This is a genomic window from Xanthomonas sp. CFBP 8443 (assembly GCF_025666195.1).
Taxonomy (GTDB): Bacteria; Pseudomonadota; Gammaproteobacteria; order Xanthomonadales; family Xanthomonadaceae; genus Xanthomonas_A.
This window is the reverse complement of the sequence record NZ_CP102592.1, coordinates 2,155,957-2,175,089: the sequence shown is the minus strand read 5'-3', so window position 1 is coordinate 2,175,089 and position 19,133 is coordinate 2,155,957. Positions and strand designations below refer to the sequence as shown.

At 72.0% G+C, this 19,133-nt stretch carries 16 protein-coding genes and 1 tRNA gene; 13 read left to right on the top strand and 4 right to left on the bottom strand.

The window, feature by feature from the left end:
- Positions 1-69 precede the first annotated feature (69 nt).
- The 10 genes from ptsP to NUG20_RS09245 all read left to right on the top strand — a co-directional run bounded on the left by ptsP (position 70) and on the right by NUG20_RS09245 (position 12,739).
- Entirely contained in the window at positions 70-2,589 is a 2,520-nt protein-coding gene (gene ptsP / locus NUG20_RS09290) for a phosphoenolpyruvate--protein phosphotransferase (protein ID WP_263398048.1), read from the top strand.
- Entirely contained in the window at positions 2,586-3,539 is a 954-nt protein-coding gene (gene pfkB / locus NUG20_RS09285) for a 1-phosphofructokinase (RefSeq protein WP_263398047.1), read from the top strand. Before ptsP ends, pfkB begins: the two co-directional genes overlap by 4 nt.
- 97 nt (positions 3,540-3,636) lie before the next feature.
- Positions 3,637-5,364, top strand: coding sequence for a PTS fructose transporter subunit IIC (locus NUG20_RS09280; protein WP_263398046.1), 1,728 nt, complete (start codon positions 3,637-3,639; stop codon positions 5,362-5,364).
- Between the two features lie 91 nt (positions 5,365-5,455).
- Positions 5,456-6,721, top strand: coding sequence for a carbohydrate porin (locus NUG20_RS09275; RefSeq protein WP_263398045.1), 1,266 nt, complete (start codon positions 5,456-5,458; stop codon positions 6,719-6,721).
- Positions 6,722-7,610: 889 nt separating this feature from the next.
- Positions 7,611-8,318 carry a response regulator gene (locus tag NUG20_RS09270; RefSeq protein ID WP_263398044.1) on the top strand — a complete coding sequence of 236 codons (708 nt, stop codon included), beginning with the start codon at positions 7,611-7,613 and terminating at the stop codon, positions 8,316-8,318.
- Positions 8,315-9,739 (top strand): sensor histidine kinase, encoded by a 1,425-nt coding sequence (locus tag NUG20_RS09265; protein WP_263398043.1) that lies wholly within the window; start codon positions 8,315-8,317, stop codon positions 9,737-9,739. The genes NUG20_RS09270 and NUG20_RS09265 overlap by 4 nt, the downstream gene beginning before the upstream one ends.
- A gap of 220 nt (positions 9,740-9,959) precedes the next feature.
- A complete protein-coding gene (locus tag NUG20_RS09260; RefSeq protein ID WP_263398042.1) occupies positions 9,960-10,787 on the top strand; it encodes an alpha/beta hydrolase in 828 nt (275 codons plus the stop codon).
- Positions 10,787-11,149: an EamA family transporter gene (locus NUG20_RS09255; RefSeq protein WP_263398041.1), complete on the top strand. Its 363-nt coding sequence runs from the start codon at positions 10,787-10,789 to the stop codon at positions 11,147-11,149. Before NUG20_RS09260 ends, NUG20_RS09255 begins: the two co-directional genes overlap by 1 nt.
- Positions 11,146-11,544, top strand: coding sequence for a DMT family transporter (locus NUG20_RS09250; protein WP_263398040.1), 399 nt, complete (start codon positions 11,146-11,148; stop codon positions 11,542-11,544). The genes NUG20_RS09255 and NUG20_RS09250 overlap by 4 nt, the downstream gene beginning before the upstream one ends.
- Positions 11,534-12,739 carry a DegT/DnrJ/EryC1/StrS family aminotransferase gene (locus NUG20_RS09245; protein WP_263398039.1) on the top strand — a complete coding sequence of 402 codons (1,206 nt, stop codon included), beginning with the start codon at positions 11,534-11,536 and terminating at the stop codon, positions 12,737-12,739. Before NUG20_RS09250 ends, NUG20_RS09245 begins: the two co-directional genes overlap by 11 nt.
- Before the next feature lie 136 nt (positions 12,740-12,875).
- On the opposite strand, the gene NUG20_RS09240 is transcribed toward NUG20_RS09245, so the two are convergent.
- Positions 12,876-13,757, bottom strand: coding sequence for an arginase family protein (locus tag NUG20_RS09240; RefSeq protein WP_263398038.1), 882 nt, complete (start codon positions 13,755-13,757; stop codon positions 12,876-12,878).
- A 1-nt stretch (position 13,758) separates the two neighbouring features.
- Positions 13,759-14,829, bottom strand: coding sequence for a peptidogalycan biosysnthesis protein (locus tag NUG20_RS09235; protein WP_263398037.1), 1,071 nt, complete (start codon positions 14,827-14,829; stop codon positions 13,759-13,761).
- A gap of 113 nt (positions 14,830-14,942) precedes the next feature.
- Here NUG20_RS09235 and NUG20_RS09230 point away from each other — a divergent pair, with 113 nt between their 5' ends.
- Together NUG20_RS09230 and NUG20_RS09225 are read left to right on the top strand one after the other, a co-directional pair.
- The gene (locus NUG20_RS09230) at positions 14,943-15,218 is read left to right on the top strand and encodes an acyl carrier protein (RefSeq protein ID WP_263398036.1); all 276 of its coding nucleotides are present in this window, start codon (positions 14,943-14,945) and stop codon (positions 15,216-15,218) included.
- Positions 15,219-15,224: 6 nt separating this feature from the next.
- Complete coding sequence (locus NUG20_RS09225) at positions 15,225-16,460, top strand: beta-ketoacyl-[acyl-carrier-protein] synthase family protein (protein WP_263398035.1); 1,236 nt, start codon at positions 15,225-15,227, stop codon at positions 16,458-16,460.
- A gap of 61 nt (positions 16,461-16,521) precedes the next feature.
- Here the strand turns inward: NUG20_RS09225 and NUG20_RS09220 are convergent, their stop codons facing one another.
- Positions 16,522-18,039 (bottom strand): aspartate aminotransferase family protein, encoded by a 1,518-nt coding sequence (locus NUG20_RS09220; protein WP_263398034.1) that lies wholly within the window; start codon positions 18,037-18,039, stop codon positions 16,522-16,524.
- Positions 18,040-18,044: 5 nt separating this feature from the next.
- Positions 18,045-18,737 (bottom strand): MtnX-like HAD-IB family phosphatase, encoded by a 693-nt coding sequence (locus tag NUG20_RS09215; RefSeq protein ID WP_317852747.1) that lies wholly within the window; start codon positions 18,735-18,737, stop codon positions 18,045-18,047.
- Positions 18,738-18,899: 162 nt separating this feature from the next.
- On the opposite strand from NUG20_RS09215, the gene NUG20_RS09210 reads away from it, so the two are divergent.
- Positions 18,900-18,986, top strand: a tRNA-Leu gene (locus NUG20_RS09210).
- Positions 18,987-19,133 lie beyond the last annotated feature (147 nt).

The following is a 19,133-nucleotide window of genomic DNA, read 5'->3' as shown; positions in this document are numbered from 1 at the left end:
CAGTGCACATTGACTCAGGAGTGGGAACGTTCCCACACTCCACCCACTCGCCGCTCCCAGACCCGAAGGATGTCCCGCGTGACCCAGACGAATCCCCCCGTATTGGTCGCCAGCGAGCTGGTCCGCGTCAACGTCCAGGTCCGCGACAAGGCCGACGCCATCGCCCAGGCCGCGCAGCTGCTGGTCGCCGCCGGCTGCGTGCCGCCGGCCTACGCGGCCAGCATGCTGCGCCGCGAAGCCCTGGCCAACACCTTCCTCGGCCACGGCGTGGCGATCCCGCACTGCACCGGCGAGGACCGCCACCTGGTCCAGCGCGACGGCATCGCGGTGCTGCAGATCCGCGACGGCGTGGAATGGAATCCCGGCCAGACCACGCACCTGGTGGTCGCCATCGCCGCGCAGTCCGACACCCACATCACCCTGCTGCGGCGCCTGACCCGGCTGATCCAGGACCAGCCGCGGCTGGACGCGCTGTTCGCCAGCGACGACCCGCAGGCGATCGTGGCCGCGCTGAGCCAGGATCCGGCCACGGTCGCGAGCGGCGCCCCGGTCGCCGACCTGGCCGAGCGCTTCGACTGGACCGTGGCCTACCCCACCGGCCTGCATGCGCGCCCGGCCACGCGCTGGGTGGAGACTGCGCGCGGCTTCGCGGCGCGGATCCAGGTGCGTGCCGGCGCGCAGACCGGCGACGCCAAGAACCTGGTGTCGCTGCTGCAGTTGGGCCTGCATGCCGGCGACACGGTGACGATCTCGGCCGAAGGCCAGGATGCCGCCGCCGCGCTGGCGCGGCTGCGCAGCGTCATCGACGGCCTCACCGCGCAGGAGAAGGCCGACGCGCAGGCCGCGGCGCAGCGCCGTGCCGCCCCGGTCGCCGGCTGGACCCCGCCGCAGGCGCAACCGGCCATCGTCGGCATCGGCGCCAGCCCGGGCCTGGCGATCGGCGTGGTGCACAAGCTGGCCGGCAACGACGGCCCGGTGCCCGACGCGCCGGTGCCGCTCAGCGACGGCGGCGCGCTGCTGCACGACGCGCTGCTGCGCACCCGCCAGCAGCTGCAAGCGATCGAGGACGACACCCGGCGCCGGCTCGGCGCCGGCGACGCGGCGATCTTCCGCGCCCAGGCCGAGCTGCTCAACGACACCGATCTGATCACCCTGGCCTGCCAGCTGATGGTCGAAGGCCACGGCGTGGCCTGGTCCTGGCAGCAGTCGGTGGAGCGGCTCGCCAACAAGCTCTCGGCGCTGGGCAACGCGGTGCTGGCCGGGCGCGCCAGCGACCTGCGCGACGTCGGCCGCCGGGTGCTGACCCAGATCGATCCGAGCCTGGCCAGCGGCAGCCTGGAACACCTGCCCGACCGCCCCTGCATCCTGCTCGCCAGCGACCTGTCGCCGTCGGACACCGCACACCTGGACACCAGCCGCGTGCTCGGCCTGGCCACTGCGCTGGGCGGGCCGACCTCGCATACCGCGATCCTGTCGCGCACCCTGGGCCTGCCGGCGCTGGTCGCCGGCGGCGCCGACCTGATGGACCTGGAGGATGGCGCCACCGTCATCGTCGACGGCAACAGCGGCCGCCTGTACCTGGCGCCGTCGGAGGCCGATCTGGCTTCGGCGCGCGCCTACATCGACGAACAGCGCCAGCTGCGCGAGCGCGAGGCCGAGCAGCGCAATCAGCCGGCGCAGACCCAGGACGGCCACCGCGTGGAGATCGGCGCCAACGTCAACCTGCCCGAGCAGGTGCCGATGGCGCTGGCGCAGGGCGCCGAGAGCGTGGGCCTGATGCGTACCGAATTCCTGTTCCTGGAGCGCGGCAGCACGCCGAGCGAGGACGAGCAGTACGCCACTTACATGGCGATGGCCAAGGCGCTGGACGGCCGTTCGCTGATCGTGCGCGCGCTGGACATCGGCGGCGACAAGCAGGTCGCGCACCTGAACCTGCCGCGCGAGGACAACCCGTTCCTCGGCGTGCGCGGCGCGCGGCTGCTGCTGCGCCGCGCCGACCTGCTGCAACCGCAGCTGCGCGCGCTGTACCGCGCGGCCAGGGACGGCGCCAAGCTGGCGATCATGTTCCCGATGATCACCTCGGCGGCGGAGATCGTCGCGCTGCGCGCCGAGTGCGAGCGCCTGCGTGCGGAGCTGGACGCGCCGGAGGTGCCGCTGGGCATCATGATCGAAGTGCCGGCGGCGGCGATCCAGGCCGACGCGCTGGCGCGGCATGCCGACTTCTTCTCGATCGGCACCAACGACCTGACCCAGTACACGCTGGCGATCGACCGGCAGAACCCGGACCTGGCCGCCGAGGCCGACAGCCTGCACCCGGCGGTGCTGCGCCTGATCCGCACCACCGTCGAAGGCGCCGCCACGCACGGGCGCTGGGTCGGCGTGTGCGGCGGCCTGGCCGGCGATGCGTTCGGCGCGGCGCTGCTGACCGGACTGGGCGTGCACGAGCTGTCGATGACCCCGAACGACGTGCCGGCGGTGAAGGCGCGCCTGCGCGGCAGCCGCCTGGACGCGCTGCAGGCCTTGGCGCAGCGCGCGCTGGCGTGCGAGAGCGCAGCCGACGTGCGCGCCCTGGACGGAGCCGGCGCATGAGCGTGCAGGCGCTCAGCGTGACCCTGAATCCGGCGATCGACCTGACCGTGGCGATCGACCGGCTGCAGCCCGGCCAGGTGCATCGCGCCAGCAGTGCGCACGCCATCGCCGGCGGCAAGGGCATCAACGTCGCCGCCTGCCTGGCCGATGCCGGCATCGCCAGCGCCGCGCTCGGCGTGCTCGGCGCCGGCAACGCACACCTGTTCGAAACCCTGTTCGCCGCGCGCGGCATCGACGACCGCTGCCTGCGCGTGCCCGGCGATACCCGCACCAACCTCAAGCTGGTCGCCGCCGACAGCGGCGCCACCACCGACATCAACCTGCCCGGACTGCCGCTGGGCGCGGACGAGCTGCACGCGGTCGGCGCGCGCCTGGCCGAGCTGCTGCGCCCGGGCCTGCCGGTGGTGCTGACCGGCAGCCTGCCGGCCGGCTTGGCCGAGGACAGCTGGCGCACGCTGCAGGCCCAGGCGGCCGCGGCCGGCGCGCGGGTGCTGCTGGATACCAGCGGTACGCCGCTGCGCGCCGCGCTGGCCGCGCCGCGCGCGCAGCTGCCGTTCGCGATCAAGCCCAATCGCCACGAACTGGAAGACTGGGCGGGCACGCCGCTGCACAGCACCGCTGAGGTGCTGGCGGCCGCGCGCGCGCTGCTGGCCAGCGGCATCGCCCTGGTGGTGGTGTCGCTGGGCACCGACGGCGCGCTGTTCGTGCGCGGCGAGCAGGCGCTGCTGGCGCATCCGCCGCAGCTGGCCGGCGGCAGCAGCGTCGGCGCCGGCGATGCGATGGTCGCCGGGCTGGTCGCGGCGCTGCTCGCCGACGCCGACCTGGCGACCTGCGCGCGCCAGGCCACCGCCTTCGCCGTGGCGACGCTCGGCAGCGGCGCGGTGCGCCGGCTGCCGCGCGAACAGGTCGACGGCATCGCCGCCGCGGTGCGCATCGAGGCGCTGCAATGAACCCGACGCCGCACGCCATGTCCTCGAACTCCACGCCGTCGAATTCCACGCCGCCGCCTTCGCGCGCGGCGTCCCCCTGCGTCCATCGGGAGCAAGCATGAATCCTATCTTCGTGGTGATCGTCGCCGGCGAGCGCAGCACCGAAGCCGTCCTCGCCGCCGAAGCGCTGCGCCATGCGGCCAGTGCGCGCGGCGCGGTGCTGCACGCCGAGGTGCGCACGCCGCAGGGCGTGATCGCGCCGCTGGATTTGGCCGCGGCCGACACCAACGCTGCGCTGCTGCTGGTCGGCGATGGCGATGCCGATGCAGCACGCTTCGACGGCGCCGCGCCATTGCGCGCCAGCCTGGATGCGGTGCTCGACGATGCCGCCGGCGTGCTGGCGCCGCTGCTGGCCGCGGCCAGCGCCGCGCCGGCGGCGACCGCCAACACGGCCACGCAGACGGATGGTCCCAAGCGCATCGTCGCGGTCACCTCCTGCCCCACCGGCATCGCCCACACCTTCATGGCCGCCGAAGGCCTGCAGCAGGCGGCCAAGACCCTGGGCCACCGGATCCGGGTCGAGACGCAAGGCTCGGTCGGCGCACAGGACACGCTCAGCGACGCGGAAATCACCGAGGCAGACCTGGTGCTGATCGCCGCCGACCGCGAGGTGGACCTGTCCCGCTTCGGCGGCAAGCGCCTGTTCAAGAGCGGCACCAAGCCGGCGATCAACGACGGCCCGGCACTGATCCGCAAGGCCCTGGCCGAGGCCGGCGTGCACGCGACCAGCGGCACCGGCGCCACGCCGGCGAACAGCGAGCGCGGCCGCTCGGCCGGCCCGTACAAGCACCTGATGACTGGCGTGTCGTTCATGCTGCCGTTCGTCACCGCCGGCGGCCTGCTGATCGCGCTGGCGTTCGCGCTGGGCGGCATCTACGCCTTCGACGACGCGCACAAGGGCACGCTGGCCTGGTCGCTGTTCCAGATCGGCGCCAAGGCCGGCTTCACCCTGATGGTGCCGGCGCTGGCCGGCTACATCGCCTACTCCATCGCCGACCGCCCCGGCATCGCCCCCGGCATGATCGGCGGCATGGTCGCGGCCAACCTCGGCGCCGGCTTCATCGGCGGCATCTTCGCCGGCTTCATCGCCGGCTACGGCGTGGCCGCGCTGAACCGCGCGATCAAGCTGCCGCGCACGCTGGAAGGACTCAAGCCGGTGCTGATCCTGCCGGTGCTGGGCACCTTGCTGGTCGGCCTGACCATGCTGTACGTGGTCGGCCAGCCGGTCGCCGAAGCGCTGGCCTGGCTCACCGACTGGCTGCGCGGCATGCAGGGCAGCAGCGCGGTGCTGCTGGGCCTGCTGCTGGGCGCGATGATGGCCTTCGACATGGGCGGACCGGTCAACAAGGCCGCCTACGCGTTCTCCACCGGCCTGATCGCCAGCCAGGTGTACACGCCGATGGCCGCGGCGATGGTCGCCGGCATGACCCCGCCGCTGGGCATCGCGCTGGCGACCTGGGTGTTCCGCAACCGCTTCACCCGCGAGGAACGCGGCACCAGCGCCGCCACCGGCGTGCTCGGCCTGGCCTTCGTCACCGAAGGTGCGATCCCGTATGCGGCGCGCGACCCGCTGCGCACCATCCCGGCGCTGATGCTGGGTTCGGCGCTGGCCGGCGCGATCTCGATGGCCGCCGGCGCCGAACTGAAGGTGCCGCACGGCGGCGTGTTCGTGCTGCCGATCCCCAACGCGGCGACCCATCTGGGCATGTACCTGATCGCCCTGCTCGCCGGCACCGTACTGACCGCGCTGGCGCTGCGCGTGCTGAAGAAGCCGGTCGCCGAATAAGCCCCGCGCCGGCGCGCCGCCGGGGGCGACTCCCCTCCCCCGTCGCCCACGGCGACGCGCCGGCCTCCCCATGCCCCCAGGAGTCTCCCCCATGTCCCTCTCCCTCACCCGGCGCCTGGCGCTCACCGCCCTGGCGCTCGCCGTCGCGCCGCTGGCCCATGCCCAGGACGGCAGCGACGCGTTCAAGCTCAAGCTCGCCTACACCGGCGAGGCCGCGGTCTCGCTGGACGGCGGCAAGGAACAGGGCAGCGCCTACGCCGGCCAGCTGATGTTCGGCACCGACGTCGACCTGCAGCGCTTGCTGGGCTGGAACGGCGCCACGCTGAAGGTCTACGCGATCAACCGCCACGGCACCAACCTGGCCAACAGCGACATCGGCAACAGCACCTCGGTGCAGGAAATCTACGGCGGCCAGGGCACGCGCCTGGCCAACTTCACCCTGCAGCAGAAACTGTTCGACGACCGCCTGGAACTGGAGGCCGGACGCAGCGTGGCCAACATCCACTTCCTCGGCTCGGAGCTGTGCGGCTATTTCCAGGGCAACTCGGCCTGCGGCAATCCGACCTACGTGTTCCGCACCAGCAACTTCACCTGGTGGCCGGTGTCCAGCTGGGCCGCGCACGCCAAGGCCTGGGTGACCCCGCAGGTGTACGTGCACGTCGGCGCCTACGAGGTCAACCCGACCCAGGCCGAGGACGGCGAGCACGGGCTGAACTGGAGCAGCCGCGACCGCACCGGGGTGATCGTGCCGTACGCGGTCGGCTACAAGACCGAGGCGGCCAGCGTGCGCTTGCCGGCCATGTACGAACTGGGCGGCTGGCAGGACAACTCCGACTACAGCGATCCGCTCAACGACCGCAACGGCAACCCGGCGCGGCTCAGCGGCCTGGACCATGCCACCGGCAACGGCCGCTCCGGCGCGTTCTTCCGCTTCGAGCAGCAGGTCACCCGCCCCGACCCGGACAGCGCGCGCGGGCTGGTGCTGTTCGGCTCGGTGCTCAAGGGCACCTCCGGGCAGCTGATCGAGGACCACTTCCTGGAGCTGGGCCTGGTCCAGCGCGGCACATTCGCCAGCCGCCCGCAGGACAACATCGCTTTCGTCGTCACGCAGCAGCACTACAGCGACGACGCGCTGGAAGACCTGCGCCTGGCGCGCGCCGCGGCCGGCGGCAGCGGCACCCCGCACAGCGCGCAGACCATGATGGAACTGAGCTACGGCATCCAGGTCACCCCGCAGTTGCGCATCGCGCCGAACCTGCACTACATCGTGCACCCGGACCAGTTCAACGAACCGGCACGCACCCGCGAACTGCCGAATGCGTTGGTGGCGGGGATGCGGGTGGATTGGGCGTTGTGAGTATTGTTCGGGACTGGGGACTCGGGACTCGGTGCAGGCGGCGGCTGTGTGAGCGCTGGCGGTAACCTCGTCGGCGTTTTTATCGATAGAGATGCAGCGGCCTGCAGTAGATGACGGGCCGCGCGGCCGAAGTCGGGAGTCAATCTCACCGCTGCCAATTCCGGTCCGAGCGCGCAGCAGCGGTACCGGCAATCCAGTTGATCCCTATCGACGGGTCGGAAGGTGGCGAGGCGAGGCGCGCCATGGCGACTGGAGCGGGCACGCGTTGACCCTTCGCCATGGTCCCGACCGTTGCTGGCCGACGACCCGTCCGCCGATTCCCACGTCGGCGGGATCGGCGATCCGCAGCACGGCAGCACGGTTGCAGGCGCGCAACCAGAACCCAACCTAAAACGCACGACGCCCCGGCATGCCGGGGCGTCGTGCGTTCCGTCCGTGTCACTCCGTTCGCATGCGCGCGCGCCGGTCCGTCGGCGCATGCGGGAACGAAATCAGGTGGCCGGCGAATCGAGATCCGTTCGATTCCGTGCAAGTGCGCATCCCTGGCGCGGGAGCGATGACGTTGCCGACACGCACAGGATGCCCGCCGTCGCGCGCCGGCGCGATCGGCCGACACCGCGCCGTGCTGTCAGAATTTCCCGACATGCGCCGACCGCCGATGAGGGCCTAGCGCTACGCGCTGCAAGTTGCCGCGCATAGCGCCATTGCAGCGGTCAGGCGCCGCAGGCAGGCGCGCGCCGCGGCGCGCTCCTTCCCGCCTCGTCCGGCGCCGGCCGCGCCGCACTGCCGCGCAACGGTCACCGGCACTAGATAAACGGAACCCATCGCGATCGCCTGGCCAGCGCCGATTACGACGGTTTTCCAACATCGCCGTTGCAAGCATCGCGGCATGCGCATTCTGGTTGCCGAAGACGACACGTCCATTGCCATCGCCCTGCGCGACTCGCTGGCCGAGTGCGGGCACGTGGTGGACCACGTCAACGATGGCGCCGCCGCCGAGCGCGCGCTCAGCGCCGAGTCCTACCACCTGTTGGTGCTGGACCTGGGCCTGCCGCGGCGCGACGGCCTGCAGGTGCTGCAGCGCGTGCGCGAACGCCGCGACGAGGTCGCGGTGCTGGTGGTGACCGCGCGCGACGGCGTGGAGGACAGGATCCGCGCCCTCGACCAGGGCGCCGACGACTACCTGATCAAGCCGTTCGAACTGTCCGAGTTTTTGGCCCGCACCCGCGCCCTGCTGCGTCGGCGCAGCAGCGGCGGCATCCCGGAAATGGCCCTGGGCCAACTGCGGATCAACCTGGCCGGGCGCCGGGTGTGGCTGCAGGACCAGCCGCTGGAGCTGACCGCGCGCGAGTTCGCGCTGCTGGAGACGCTGCTGCTGCGCAGCGGGCGCGTGGTCAGCCGCGGCCAGCTCACCGATGCGCTGTGCGACTGGCAGCACGAGATCACCGACAACGGCCTGGACATCTCCATGCACCGCCTGCGCCGCAAGCTGCACGGCTCCGGGGTCGGCATCCGCACCATCCGCGGCCTGGGCTACCTGCTGGAAGAATCCCGCGACGCCGACGCCGACGCCGCCCACGCCCCGCACGCGTCGTGAGCGCGGCCGCGGCAGCCGCGGCGGCGGGCGCGGTTCCCGCCCATCCCAGCCTGCGCCGGCGCCTGCTGGCGTTCCTGCTGATCCCGACCCTGCTGCTGATGCTGGTGGTCTCGGCGCTGTTCTACCTGCTGATGCTCACCTACTCCAACCACGTCCACGACATGGACCTGAAGGAGGACACGCTGGGCCTGGCCAAGGCGGTCAACGACGCCGGCGCCAGCCTGCCGCTGCCGCTGCAGGCGCGGCGCCTGCTCGAATACAGCAGCGACGGCCGGGTGTTCTTCGAGGTGCGCAGCCGCGACCACGGCGTGATCAGCAACAGCGCGCAGCCGATCCCGGCGCATGCCGCCCCCGCCACGCTCGGCCGGGTCGCACTGCGCGACGAACGCATGGCCGACGGCACCCCCGTGCGCGTGGCCAGCCTGATCGTGCCGTCGGCGTGGGAGACCCGCGACCGGCTGACGATCTCGGTGGCCGAGACCCTGGACGACCGCCACCGCCGCGCGCGCGAGATCCTGATGCTGATGCTGCCGATCGAACTGCTGCTGACCTGCTCGTTGCTGGCGCTGGTCTGGCATGGCGTGCGCGTGGGCCTGCGCCTGCTGCAGCCGGCGGTGCGCCGGCTCGACGACAGCCAGCGCGATCTCAGCCCGGTGTCCGGCCCGGACATCCCGATCGAGGTGCTGCCGCTGACCCAGGCCATCGACGGCCTGCTCGGCCGGCTCAAGCAGTTGATGGCCTTGCAGGAGCGCTTCGTCGCCGACGCCGCGCACCAGCTGCGCACGCCGCTGGCCGGACTCAGCATGCACGTGCAGCGCGCCCAGGCCAGCACCCGCGCGCAGGACACCGCGCAGGCGCTGCAGCACATCCGCCAACTGACCGACCGCGCGATCCGCAGTTCCACCCAGCTGCTGGCGCTGACCCGCGCGCAGGCGCCGCGCGAGAGCATCCGCCCGCTGCTGCCGCTGGACCTGGCCGTGTGGCTGCCGCAGGCGCTGGCCGAACGCATTCCCGACGCGCTGCTGGCCGGGGTCGACCTCGGCTACGACGACGCCGGCAGCGAACCGGCCTGGGTCGAGGCGGATGCCTGGTCGCTGCGCGAACTGCTCGACAACCTGCTCGACAACGCCTTCAAGCACGCCGCCGGCAGCATGGTCACGGTGAGCCTGCGGCGCATGCCGCGGCAGCTGCGACTGGCGATCGACGATGCCGGCCCGGGGCTGGACGACGCGCTGCTGCCGCGCCTGGGCGAACGCTTCTTCCGCGCCCCGGACGCGCCCGAAGGCGGCACCGGCCTGGGCCTGGCGATCGTCGCCAACATCGCCGCGCGCCACCACGCCACCCTGCGCTACCAGCGCTCGGCGCTGGGCGGCCTGCGCGTGGAACTGGACCTGCCGGGCAGTGCGGCGCCGCCGGCATGAGCCGGCGCAGTTGCACGACGCCGCCGACGGCAACGGCAACGGCAACGACCGAGCGTGGCCTGCGTGCTGGCGTTCCGGCAGCCGTCGGCGCTGCGCCTGGGCCAGCGCGTGCTGGGTGCGCTTCCGCAACCCGGCCGCGGCGCCACGCTGACCGGAAAGGCTGCTGAAACGCATCCGCGCCACGCTGCGCGCGATCCCCAGTCCCCCGCACCGTGACGCCATGATCCGATCCGCCGAATTCCACTTCCAGGGCGGCCGCCACGGCGTGCTGCTGATCCACGGCCTGACCGGCACTCCCAGCGAGATGCGCCTGCTCGGCAAGTGCCTGCACCGCGAGGGCTTCAGCGTGCACGGCGTGCAACTGGCCGGGCATTGCGGCGACGAGGACGACCTGCTCGCGACCGGCTGGCGCGACTGGTCCGCCAGCGTCGAACAGGCCGCGGCGCGGATGCGTCCGCAGGTGGACAAACTGTTCGTGGCCGGGCTGTCGATGGGTGCGCTGCTGGCGCTGCAACTGGCCGAAGAGCGGCCGGAGTGGATCGACGGCGTCGGCGTACTCGGCGCCACCTTCCGCTACGACGGCTGGAACATCCCGCGGCGCGCGCGGCTGGCGTTCCTGCTGCCGTGGTTCAAGCGGCTGGGCATCGGCCGCCGCCGCATGTTCCTGGAAGAACCGCCGTACGGCCTGCGCGACGAGCGCATCCGCGCGCAGATCAGCGGCGCGATGCTCGGCGGCGACAGCAGCGCCGCCGGCCTGCCCGGCAATCCGTGGCACGCGCTGGCCGAGATGCACCTGCTGTCGCGGCGGGTACGGCGCAACCTGGCCAAGGTGACCGCGCCGTGCCTGGTCGCGCACGCGGCCGAGGACGACATCGCGCATCTGCGCAACGCGCAGCTGGTGGTGGCCGGCGTGTCCGGGCCGGTGGAACTGCTGCTGCTGCACGACAGCTACCACATGATCACACTGGACCGCGAACGCCGCCTGCTCGGCGCGCGCCTGGCGCAGTTCTTCGCCGCGCAGGCCGCGGCGCCGCGCCAGGCCGCCTGATGGCGCTGCAGGCGCCGGCGGTCGGCGTGTGGCTGGCGACGGTGGCGCTGGACACGGTAGGCCAACTGGCCTTCAAGCACGTCGCCAGCGACCCGCTGGCGAGCGGCGCGGCGCGCTGGCGGCGCATGGCGCGGCAGCCGTGGCTGTGGCTGGGCATGGGCTGCTACGCGTTCGAATTCCTGGCCTGGACCGCGTTCCTGTCGCTGGTGCCGCTGGGTCGCGGCGTGCTGCTGGGCTCGATCAACATCGTGGCGATCATGCTCGCCGGGCGCTGGCTGTTCGGCGAACGGCTGGGACGCATGCAGGTGGCCGGGATCTGCCTGGTCAGCGCCGGCGTGGCCGTGGTCGGGCTCGGCACATGAGCCGGCCGCCGCTGCAGCGCTACGCCATCGGTTTCGCCCTGTTGCTGGGTTTCGACACCCTGGCCCAGATCGGCTTCAAGCTCGGCGGCGCGCACGCGTTGCCGCCGCAGGCCGAGTGGGCCTGGCTGCTGCGTCTGCTCGCCAGCCCCTGGCTGTACGCCGCGCTGCTGGGCTATGTCGGCGCGTTCTTCACCTGGATGAAACTGCTCGAGCACGCGCCGATCGGGCCGGCGTTCGCCGCCTCGCACCTGGAAGTGGTCAGCGTACTGCTGCTGTCGGCGTGGTGGTTCGGCGAACCGATCGGCATGGTGCAGGTGCTCGGCGCGGTGCTGATCGTGGCCGGCATCGCCTGCCTCGCGCTCGGCGAGCGCACCGCCCCGGCCGATGCGCACTGAGGTTCCGCCCACCGCCGGCCTGCCGCTGCGCTGGCGCGACCTGTGGCCGGCGCGCGCACCGCAACGGCTGGCCGCGCAACTCGGCCTGCCCGACGCGCTGCTGACCTGCTCCGGCACCGCCGCGCTGGTCGTCGCGCTGCGCACCCTGGCCGCGAGCAGCCGCCGCCGGCAGGTGCTGGTGGCCGCCTACACCTGTCCGCTGGTGGCGCTGGCGGTGGCCCACTGCGGCCTGCAGCTGGTGCTGTGCGATCTATTGCCCGATGCGATCGAACCGGACCCGGCGCAGCTGGCGCAGCGGTGCGGCAACGACACCCTGGCGATCGTCGCCACCCACCTGGGCGGCCGCCTGACCGACCTGGCCCCGCTGCGCGCCGCCGCCGCGGCCTGCGGCGCGATGCTGATCGAGGACGCCGCGCAGGCGCTGGGCGGCGTGCATGCCGATGGCACCCCGGCCGGCCTGGGCGGCGACATCGGCTTCTGCAGCCTGGCGGTGGGCAAGGGCCCGACCCTGTACGAAGGCGGCCTGCTGCTGTCGCGCCATGCACCGTTGCGGCGCAGCCTGGCCGCCACCGCAGCACGCCTGGGCCAGCCGGACTGGCGCCGGGAACTGCAGCGCAGCCTGCAGTTGCTGGGCTATGCCGCGCTGTACCGGCCGCGCGCCTTGCGCTGGGCCTACGGCATGCCGCTGCGCCGCGCGCTGCGCCGCGGCGACCGTGTGGCCGCGGCCGGCGACCAGTTCGATGCGGCGATCCCGCAACACGCGGTCGGCGCCTGGCGCGAAGCCGTCGGTGCGCGGGCCAGTGCGCGCTGGCCGGCGTTCCTGGCGCAGGCGCGCGCGCAGGGCCTGCGCCGCGCCGCGCGCCTGGCCGCGATCGCCGGGCTGCGCGTCGTCGCCGACAGCCCCGGTGCGCAGGGCAGCTGGCCGGCGCTGCTGGTGCTGCTGCCGGACGCGGCCGCACGCGAACGCGCGCTGGCGCGGCTGTGGCCGCGTGGGCTCGGCGTCGGCCTGCTGTTCGTGCACGCCCTGCCCGACTACGCCTACCTGCGCGACATCGTCGATGCCGCGCCGATGCCCAACGCGCGCGACTTCGCCGCGCGCTGCCTGAGCATCAGCAACAGCCCGTGGCTGGACGAAGATGGGTTCGAGGCGATCGTCGCTGTGCTGCGGCTGGTGTGTGCGGAGCGGATGGGCTGATGCAGCAAGAATGTCGCACCCTGCGCGATTCTGTAGGAGCGGCTTCAGCCGCGACAGGATCTATCGGTAAAGCCCGTCGCGGCTGAAGCCGCTCCTACAGGGCTCCGCTTTTGCGTAGACCAGCGTCGAGCATGCGCTACCGCGGCAACCCCGCCTCCGCCAGCGCCTCCAGCAGCCGCAGATTCACTTCGTGCTGCTGCGCCTGCCACGCCGGCAGCGCCTGCGGCGAAGGCGGCGGTTGCGCATCCAGCGCCGCCAGCCGCCGCTTCCACCATTGCGGATAGCGCGCTTCGGACACCTCGCCGGTGATGTCGCTGCCGAGCAGTTGCCCGTGCAGGTAAGCGATCGCGGTGAGCAGGTGCGGCACCCGCAGCTCGCCCTGGTCCCAGTTGGTGCGCGCGTCCTGCGGATCCAGCACGTCCTTGTCCAGCGACAGGTAGGTCGGCATCGGCGTACTGCGCAGGTGCTGCAGGAAGGCGTCGATCATCTCCATGCTCGAGCCGAAGCCGCGCACCGCGCGACCCAGTCCCAGCCGCCGCGCCCAGCCGACGTCGACGCCGCTGCACCAGTAGCGCAGCGTGCCGCGGTACAGCGGCCGCAGATGGTTCTCCCAGGCGTGCGCGGCGCCGACATCGCCCGAGGTGATGCCGACAACGTCCACTTGCGTCACCTGCGGCAGCGCCGCCACCCGCCACACCCACGAACCGCAATGCACCGCGAACGGGAAGCGCATGTTGTCCGGGTGGTTGTCGAACACCACCACCCGCAGCGGCGCCTGCGCCCGCCGCGCCAGCCGCGCGATCAGCGGCAGGCTCAGGTGGTGGAAATCGCCGCTGCCGAGCAGCACGGTGCCGTGCTGCGCCGGCAGCATGCCGTCGAGCGCAGTGCCGAAGCGGCGTAGCCGGCGCAACGAACAGGCGAAGCGCAGTCCGTCGCACCACGGCTGCAGCGGCAGCCGCAGCGCGCCCGGCAATGCGCCAAGCGATCCATCCAGGTCCAGCACCACCGGTGCGCTCATGTCATGGCGCCGCATCGTCGTCGGGCTCGGCGACAGCGACGGCGTCGGCTTCGAACAGCGGCCGCAGCCGCCGCAACGCGATGCGCAGCAGCGGATTGCGCAGGTACACCGCATGCCAGGTGTAGGTGAAGCTGGCGCCGAGTTGCGCCTTCACCTGCGGATCGGTCCAGCCGGCGACGTAGGCGCGCAGGCCATGGCGGCAGGCGTAGTCCAGGTTGTGCATCCAGCTCAGCGCGTACAGGTTGTGCGCGCGCGCGTCCGGATAGTGCAGGCCGATGTACTTGTCCAGCAGCCGCCCGGCGTGCACGTAGCACAGGTTCCAGCCGATCAACCGGCCCTGGTGCCGATAGGTGAATACCAGGCCGCCCGCGTCCGCATCGGTCAGCAGCGCATCGAAGAATGCGGCGGTCAGCAGGTCGAAGTGCACCTCGCTCTGCGCGTAGACCTGCAGGTACAGCGCATAGCACTGCGCGCGCAGCGCCGGATCGGCGAAGGCGGCGCCGGTCGGCAGCATCTGCACGTCCAGATCGGCGCGCGAGCGCAGCTTGCGGCGGATGTTGCGGCGGCGGCCGCGCGACAGCCGCGCCAGGTACTCGTCGGTGGAGGCGAAATCGATCGGCACCCAGGCCAGCGCCTGTCCGCGCAGCAGCACGTAGCCGCTGCGTTCGCAGGCCTGCAGGAACACGTGCGCCCAGGCGTTGTCGGTGGCGTCGAGCAGCGGCGAGCGCTGCGGGATGTCCTTGACGATCAGCAACGGCTGCCGTCGCCCCAGCTGCGCGCGCCACTGCCTGGGCAACTGCGCCGGATCGGCCGCACGCGGCAGCCAGGCGTATTCGCTGACGGTGCTGCCGACGAAGCTGGTGCGCGGCCGCAGCAGGCGCCGCCACAGCCGCTGCAGCGGCCAGCCGGCGACGCGCGCGCGCAACGCGGGGTCGGCGGTGGTGAGCAGGTCGAACTCGGCCTCGAACGCCGGCACGCCATGCTCCAGCGCGCGCGCCACGAAGGCCTGCGGCGGATGGGCCAGGAACTGCCGCAGCAGCGCCTGCGGTTCGAGTTGGCTTACGAAAGGCATCTGCAAGATTGGCCGGCTAGCGTGGAGGATGGACGCCGCAGCCATGGGCCGCGGCGTGCCTTCCACCGCCGGCACGCGCCGCACGGTGGCCTTTCATTTCGCGGAGGACTGCCATGACCCCGTCTATCGAGACCCAGATCCACAGCATCGTCGCCAATCACGCGGAGATCGATCCCGCCGGCCTGACCGCGGGCACCAAGCTGCAGGACCTGGGTGTGGATTCGCTGGAGGCGATCGAGATCCTGTTCGACATCGAAGAGCACTTCGACATCACCTTCCCGCAGCGCGACCCGAACCTGGACGACGGCTCGCTGGGCAAGCTGAGCGAGGCGGTGCGGCAGGCGCTGGCCGCCAAGGCCGCCGCCGCGTCGCTCGCCGCGGCGCACTGAGCCGGCATGGCGCGCTCGGCGCAGGGACGTCGCGTCGTCGTCACCGGGATGGGCGCGGTCAGCGCGCTCGGCCTGGGCGCCCATGCGCTGTGGCGCGGCATGTGCGAGGGCCGCAGCGGCATCGCCGCGCTGGCATCGCCCGATCCGCAGTCCGCGCTGAAGATGCGCGTGGCCGCCGCCGTGCCCGGTTTCGCGCCGCAAGCGGCGCAGCTGGGCGGCATCGCGCCGGGCCAGCTGGACCGCATGACGCAGATGGCGCTGGTCGCGGCCTGCGAGGCCATGGCCCAGTCCGGCCTGGCGCTGGACGGTGCAGGCGCCGCACGCGCGGCGGTGGTGATCGGCACCGGCGTCGGCGCCGAACTCAGCCGCGACGAACAATCGCGGCGGCTGTACCGCGAGCAGACCGAACGCCTGCATCCGCTGACCATCGTGCGCAGCATGAACAACGCTCCGGTGAGCCAGATCAGCATCGCCTTCGGCCTGCGCGGCCCGGCCTTCGCCGTGTCCAGCGCCTGCGCCTCGGCCAACCACGCGCTGGCGCAGGCGGCGCTGCTGATCCGCCACGGCCTGGCCGATGTCGCCATCGCCGGCGGCAGCGAAGCCTGCCTGAGCCTGCCGCTGATCCGCGCCTGGGAGGCGATGCGGGTGGTCAGCGACGACACCTGCCGGCCGTTCTGCGCGCAACGCAGCGGCCTGGTGCTGGGCGAAGGCGCCGGCATCTTCGTGCTGGAAAGCGCCGCGCACGCGGCTGCGCGCGGCGCGGTGGCGCTGGCGGAACTGGCCGGCGTCGGCCTGGGCGCCGATGCGCACGACATCGTCGCGCCCAGTGCCGACGGCGCCGCCGCGGCGATGCGCCTGGCGCTGCAGGACGCGGGGCTGCAACCGCAGCAGATCGACTACATCAACGCCCACGGCACCGGCACCCTTGCCAACGATCGCGGTGAGACGCAGGCGATCCGCCAGGTATTCGGCGCGCACGCCGATGCGCTGGCGGTGAGTTCGACCAAGGCGGTGCATGGCCACGCGCTCGGCGCCGCCGGCGCGCTGGAGCTGGTCGCGGCGATCGGCGCGCTGCGCGAGCAGACGGTGCCGCCGACCGCGAACTTCCTCGATGCCGATCCGGAGTGCGACCTGGACTACGTGCCCAACCACGCCCGCGCGCAGGCGGTGCGCGCGGTGCTCAGCAATTCCTTCGCCTTCGGCGGACTCAACGCGGTACTGGCGCTGCGCGCGGCGGACTGACGCGCGCGCCGCGGCGAAGAACGGGAGGCAACGCGGCGCCAACGCGCTGTCTCCCGCCATCTCATGCCACCCGCTTGGCGCGGGTCAGCAACTGGTCCAGCAGCGACAGTCCCAGGTCGATCTCGTCATGGCTGATGTGCAGCGACGGCGCCAGCGTGATCACGTTCTTGTGGTAGCCGCCCACGTCCAGCACCAGGCCGATGCGCTTGCCGTTGTGGCGCAGCTCGCCCTCCAGGCCCATGTCCACCATCGTGTCGAGCAGCTTGCGGTTCGGGGTGAAGCCGTCCGCCTGGCAGATCTCCGCGCGCAGCGCCAGGCCCAGGCCGTCGACGTCGCCGATTTCCGGATGGCGCTTCCGCAGGTCGCGCAGGCCGTCGAGGAAATGCGCGCCCTTGGCCATGACCATGGTTTCGTAGTCGGTCTCGGCCAGCATGCGCATGGTCTCCAGGCCCACCGCGGTGCCGAGCGGGTTGGAGGCGAAGGTGGAATGGGTCGAACCCGGCGGGAACACGGTCGGGTTGATCAGTTCCTCGCGCGCCCAGATCCCGGCCAACGGATTGAGGCCGTTGGTCAGCGCCTTGCCGAACACCAGCACGTCCGGGGTCACCCCGAAGTGCTCGATCGCCCACAGCTTGCCGGTGCGGAAGAAACCCATCTGGATCTCGTCGACCACCAGCAGGATGCCGTACTTGTCCAGCACCCGCTTCAGGCCGGTGAAGAAGTTCGGCGGCGGAATCACGTAGCCGCCGGTGCCCTGGATCGGCTCGACATAGAACGCGGCGTACTCGCACTGCCCGGCCTTGGGATCCCACACGCCGTTGTACTCGGTCTCGAACAGGCGTTCGAATCTGGCCACGCACTGCTCGCCGTATTCCTCCTTGGAAATGCCCTTGGGGCCACGGAAGTGGTACGGGAATTCGATGAACTGGGCGCGGTCGAAATGGCCGAAGCGGCGCCGATAGCGGTACGAGGAGGTGATCGCCGAAGCACCGAGAGTGCGGCCGTGATAGCCGCCCTCGAACGCGAACACCAGGCTCTTGCCGCCGCTGGCGTTGCGCACCAGCTTCAGCGAGTCCTCCACCGCCTGCGCGCCGCCGACGTTGAAATGCACCCTGCCCTTGCGCCCCCACTTGCGCTGCGCGTCCTGGGCGATGGTCCTGGCCAGCTCGATCTTGGTCGGGTGCAGGTACTGGCTGGCGACCTGCGGCAGGCTGTCGATCTGTCGCTTCAGCGCGCCGTTCAAGCGCGGATTGGCGTAGCCGAAGTTGACCGCCGAATACCACATCTGCAGGTCCAGGTACGGCACCTCCTCGGTGTCGTACAGATAGCTGCCGTCGCAGTGCGCGAAGATCCGCGGCGGTTCGCTGTAGTGCACGGTGTCGCCGAACGAGCAGTATTCGGCCTCGTCGGCCAGCAGTTGCGCATCGCCGAGGGCGGCGTGGTAGGCGGGGCCGGTACGCAGCAGCGCGTCGGGATCCGGCGCCGCCGGCTGCGGGCTGGCGTGCTCTGGAGCGTCGAGCGTGTCGAGATCGCCGTGGAGCGGCGCGAGCGCCGTGGGGAGCGGAACATTCCGATTCATGAGGATCAGGCTCGTTGGGGAACGGGGAGAGGGAGGCGCGCGGCCGCCGCGGCGGGCGCGGCGAGCTCGTGCAGCAGCGCGATCGCATCGTCGAAGCCGCCGATCGCGTGGTGGGCGATGCCGCTGGCGCGGCAATGCCGCAGCAGGCCGTCCTTGGCGAACACCAGATCGGCCTTGCCGGCCACGCAGAAATCGGAGCGACCGTCGCCGATCAGCAGCGTGGAGCGCGCCGGTTGCTGTTGCGCCATGACCGCGCACTTGCAGGTGCCGCTGGCGCAGTCCGGCCGCGCGTGCGGCGAGGCCAAGCGCCAATGCCCGGCCTCGGTGCGCAGCAGGCGGTTGGCGACGATCGGCAGCTGGTGCAGGCCGTGCCGCGCCAGGATCCGCGCGATCGGATAGTCCAGGCCGTCGCTGACGATGCTCAGCGGCATGCCGAGATCGCGCGCCAGGTCGACGAAGCGCACGAACGCCGGATCGATGCGCACGTCGTCGAGCACGCGGTGCAGCGCGTCCACGTCGCCATCGAGCAGCGCCACCTGGCCGCTCATGCACGCGCGCGCGCCGATGCGCCCGGCCACCCAATCGTCCTCCAGCGCGCGCCAGCCGGGGCGGCCGAGGCGCTCGAGCAAGGTATCGGTCACGTCCTGCAGCGACACGGTGCCGTCGAAATCGCAAAGAATCTTCCACTGGACGCGCAAGGCGGCTCTCCGGCTCATTCGCGCAGAGCCTAGGTGGGCTGTCTTTCGGGTTCCTTTCGGCAAGATCCACGCCAATCGGGGACGTTCACCCGCGCCATGTAGCGCGGCGACGACGTGCGCGGTTCACAATTCGGACGCAATCAGGCAGGCTAGCGGCACCAGGCCCGGATGGCGAAACTGGTAGACGCATCGGACTTAAAATCCGCCGGGGGCGACCCCATGCCGGTTCGATTCCGGCTCCGGGCACCATCCGCGTTTCGGCATGAGCAGCCGCAAATGCAGGCGTGCGCAGCGCTCACACGCCGCAGTCGACGGCCATACAGGCCGCCGCGGCGCCACAAGCGCCAAACAAAAGCCCCGACGCCGCCGCCACGACGGAACCGGGGATGCCAGTCG

Excerpts from the sequence above, each read along its gene's own strand:
- ptsP (WP_263398048.1), top strand. The coding sequence starts at position 70 with ATGTCCCGCGTGACCCAGACGAATCCCCCCGTATTGGTCGCCAGCGAG.
- pfkB (WP_263398047.1), top strand. The coding sequence starts at position 2,586 with ATGAGCGTGCAGGCGCTCAGCGTGACCCTGAATCCGGCGATCGACCTG.
- NUG20_RS09280 (WP_263398046.1), top strand. The coding sequence starts at position 3,637 with ATGAATCCTATCTTCGTGGTGATCGTCGCCGGCGAGCGCAGCACCGAA.
- NUG20_RS09275 (WP_263398045.1), top strand. The coding sequence starts at position 5,456 with ATGTCCCTCTCCCTCACCCGGCGCCTGGCGCTCACCGCCCTGGCGCTC.
- NUG20_RS09270 (WP_263398044.1), top strand. The coding sequence starts at position 7,611 with ATGCGCATTCTGGTTGCCGAAGACGACACGTCCATTGCCATCGCCCTG.
- NUG20_RS09260 (WP_263398042.1), top strand. The coding sequence starts at position 9,960 with ATGATCCGATCCGCCGAATTCCACTTCCAGGGCGGCCGCCACGGCGTG.
- NUG20_RS09255 (WP_263398041.1), top strand. The coding sequence starts at position 10,787 with ATGGCGCTGCAGGCGCCGGCGGTCGGCGTGTGGCTGGCGACGGTGGCG.
- NUG20_RS09250 (WP_263398040.1), top strand. The coding sequence starts at position 11,146 with ATGAGCCGGCCGCCGCTGCAGCGCTACGCCATCGGTTTCGCCCTGTTG.
- NUG20_RS09245 (WP_263398039.1), top strand. The coding sequence starts at position 11,534 with ATGCGCACTGAGGTTCCGCCCACCGCCGGCCTGCCGCTGCGCTGGCGC.
- NUG20_RS09240 (WP_263398038.1), bottom strand. The coding sequence starts at position 13,757 with ATGAGCGCACCGGTGGTGCTGGACCTGGATGGATCGCTTGGCGCATTG.
- NUG20_RS09235 (WP_263398037.1), bottom strand. The coding sequence starts at position 14,829 with ATGCCTTTCGTAAGCCAACTCGAACCGCAGGCGCTGCTGCGGCAGTTC.
- NUG20_RS09230 (WP_263398036.1), top strand. The coding sequence starts at position 14,943 with ATGACCCCGTCTATCGAGACCCAGATCCACAGCATCGTCGCCAATCAC.
- NUG20_RS09225 (WP_263398035.1), top strand. The coding sequence starts at position 15,225 with ATGGCGCGCTCGGCGCAGGGACGTCGCGTCGTCGTCACCGGGATGGGC.
- NUG20_RS09220 (WP_263398034.1), bottom strand. The coding sequence starts at position 18,039 with ATGAATCGGAATGTTCCGCTCCCCACGGCGCTCGCGCCGCTCCACGGC.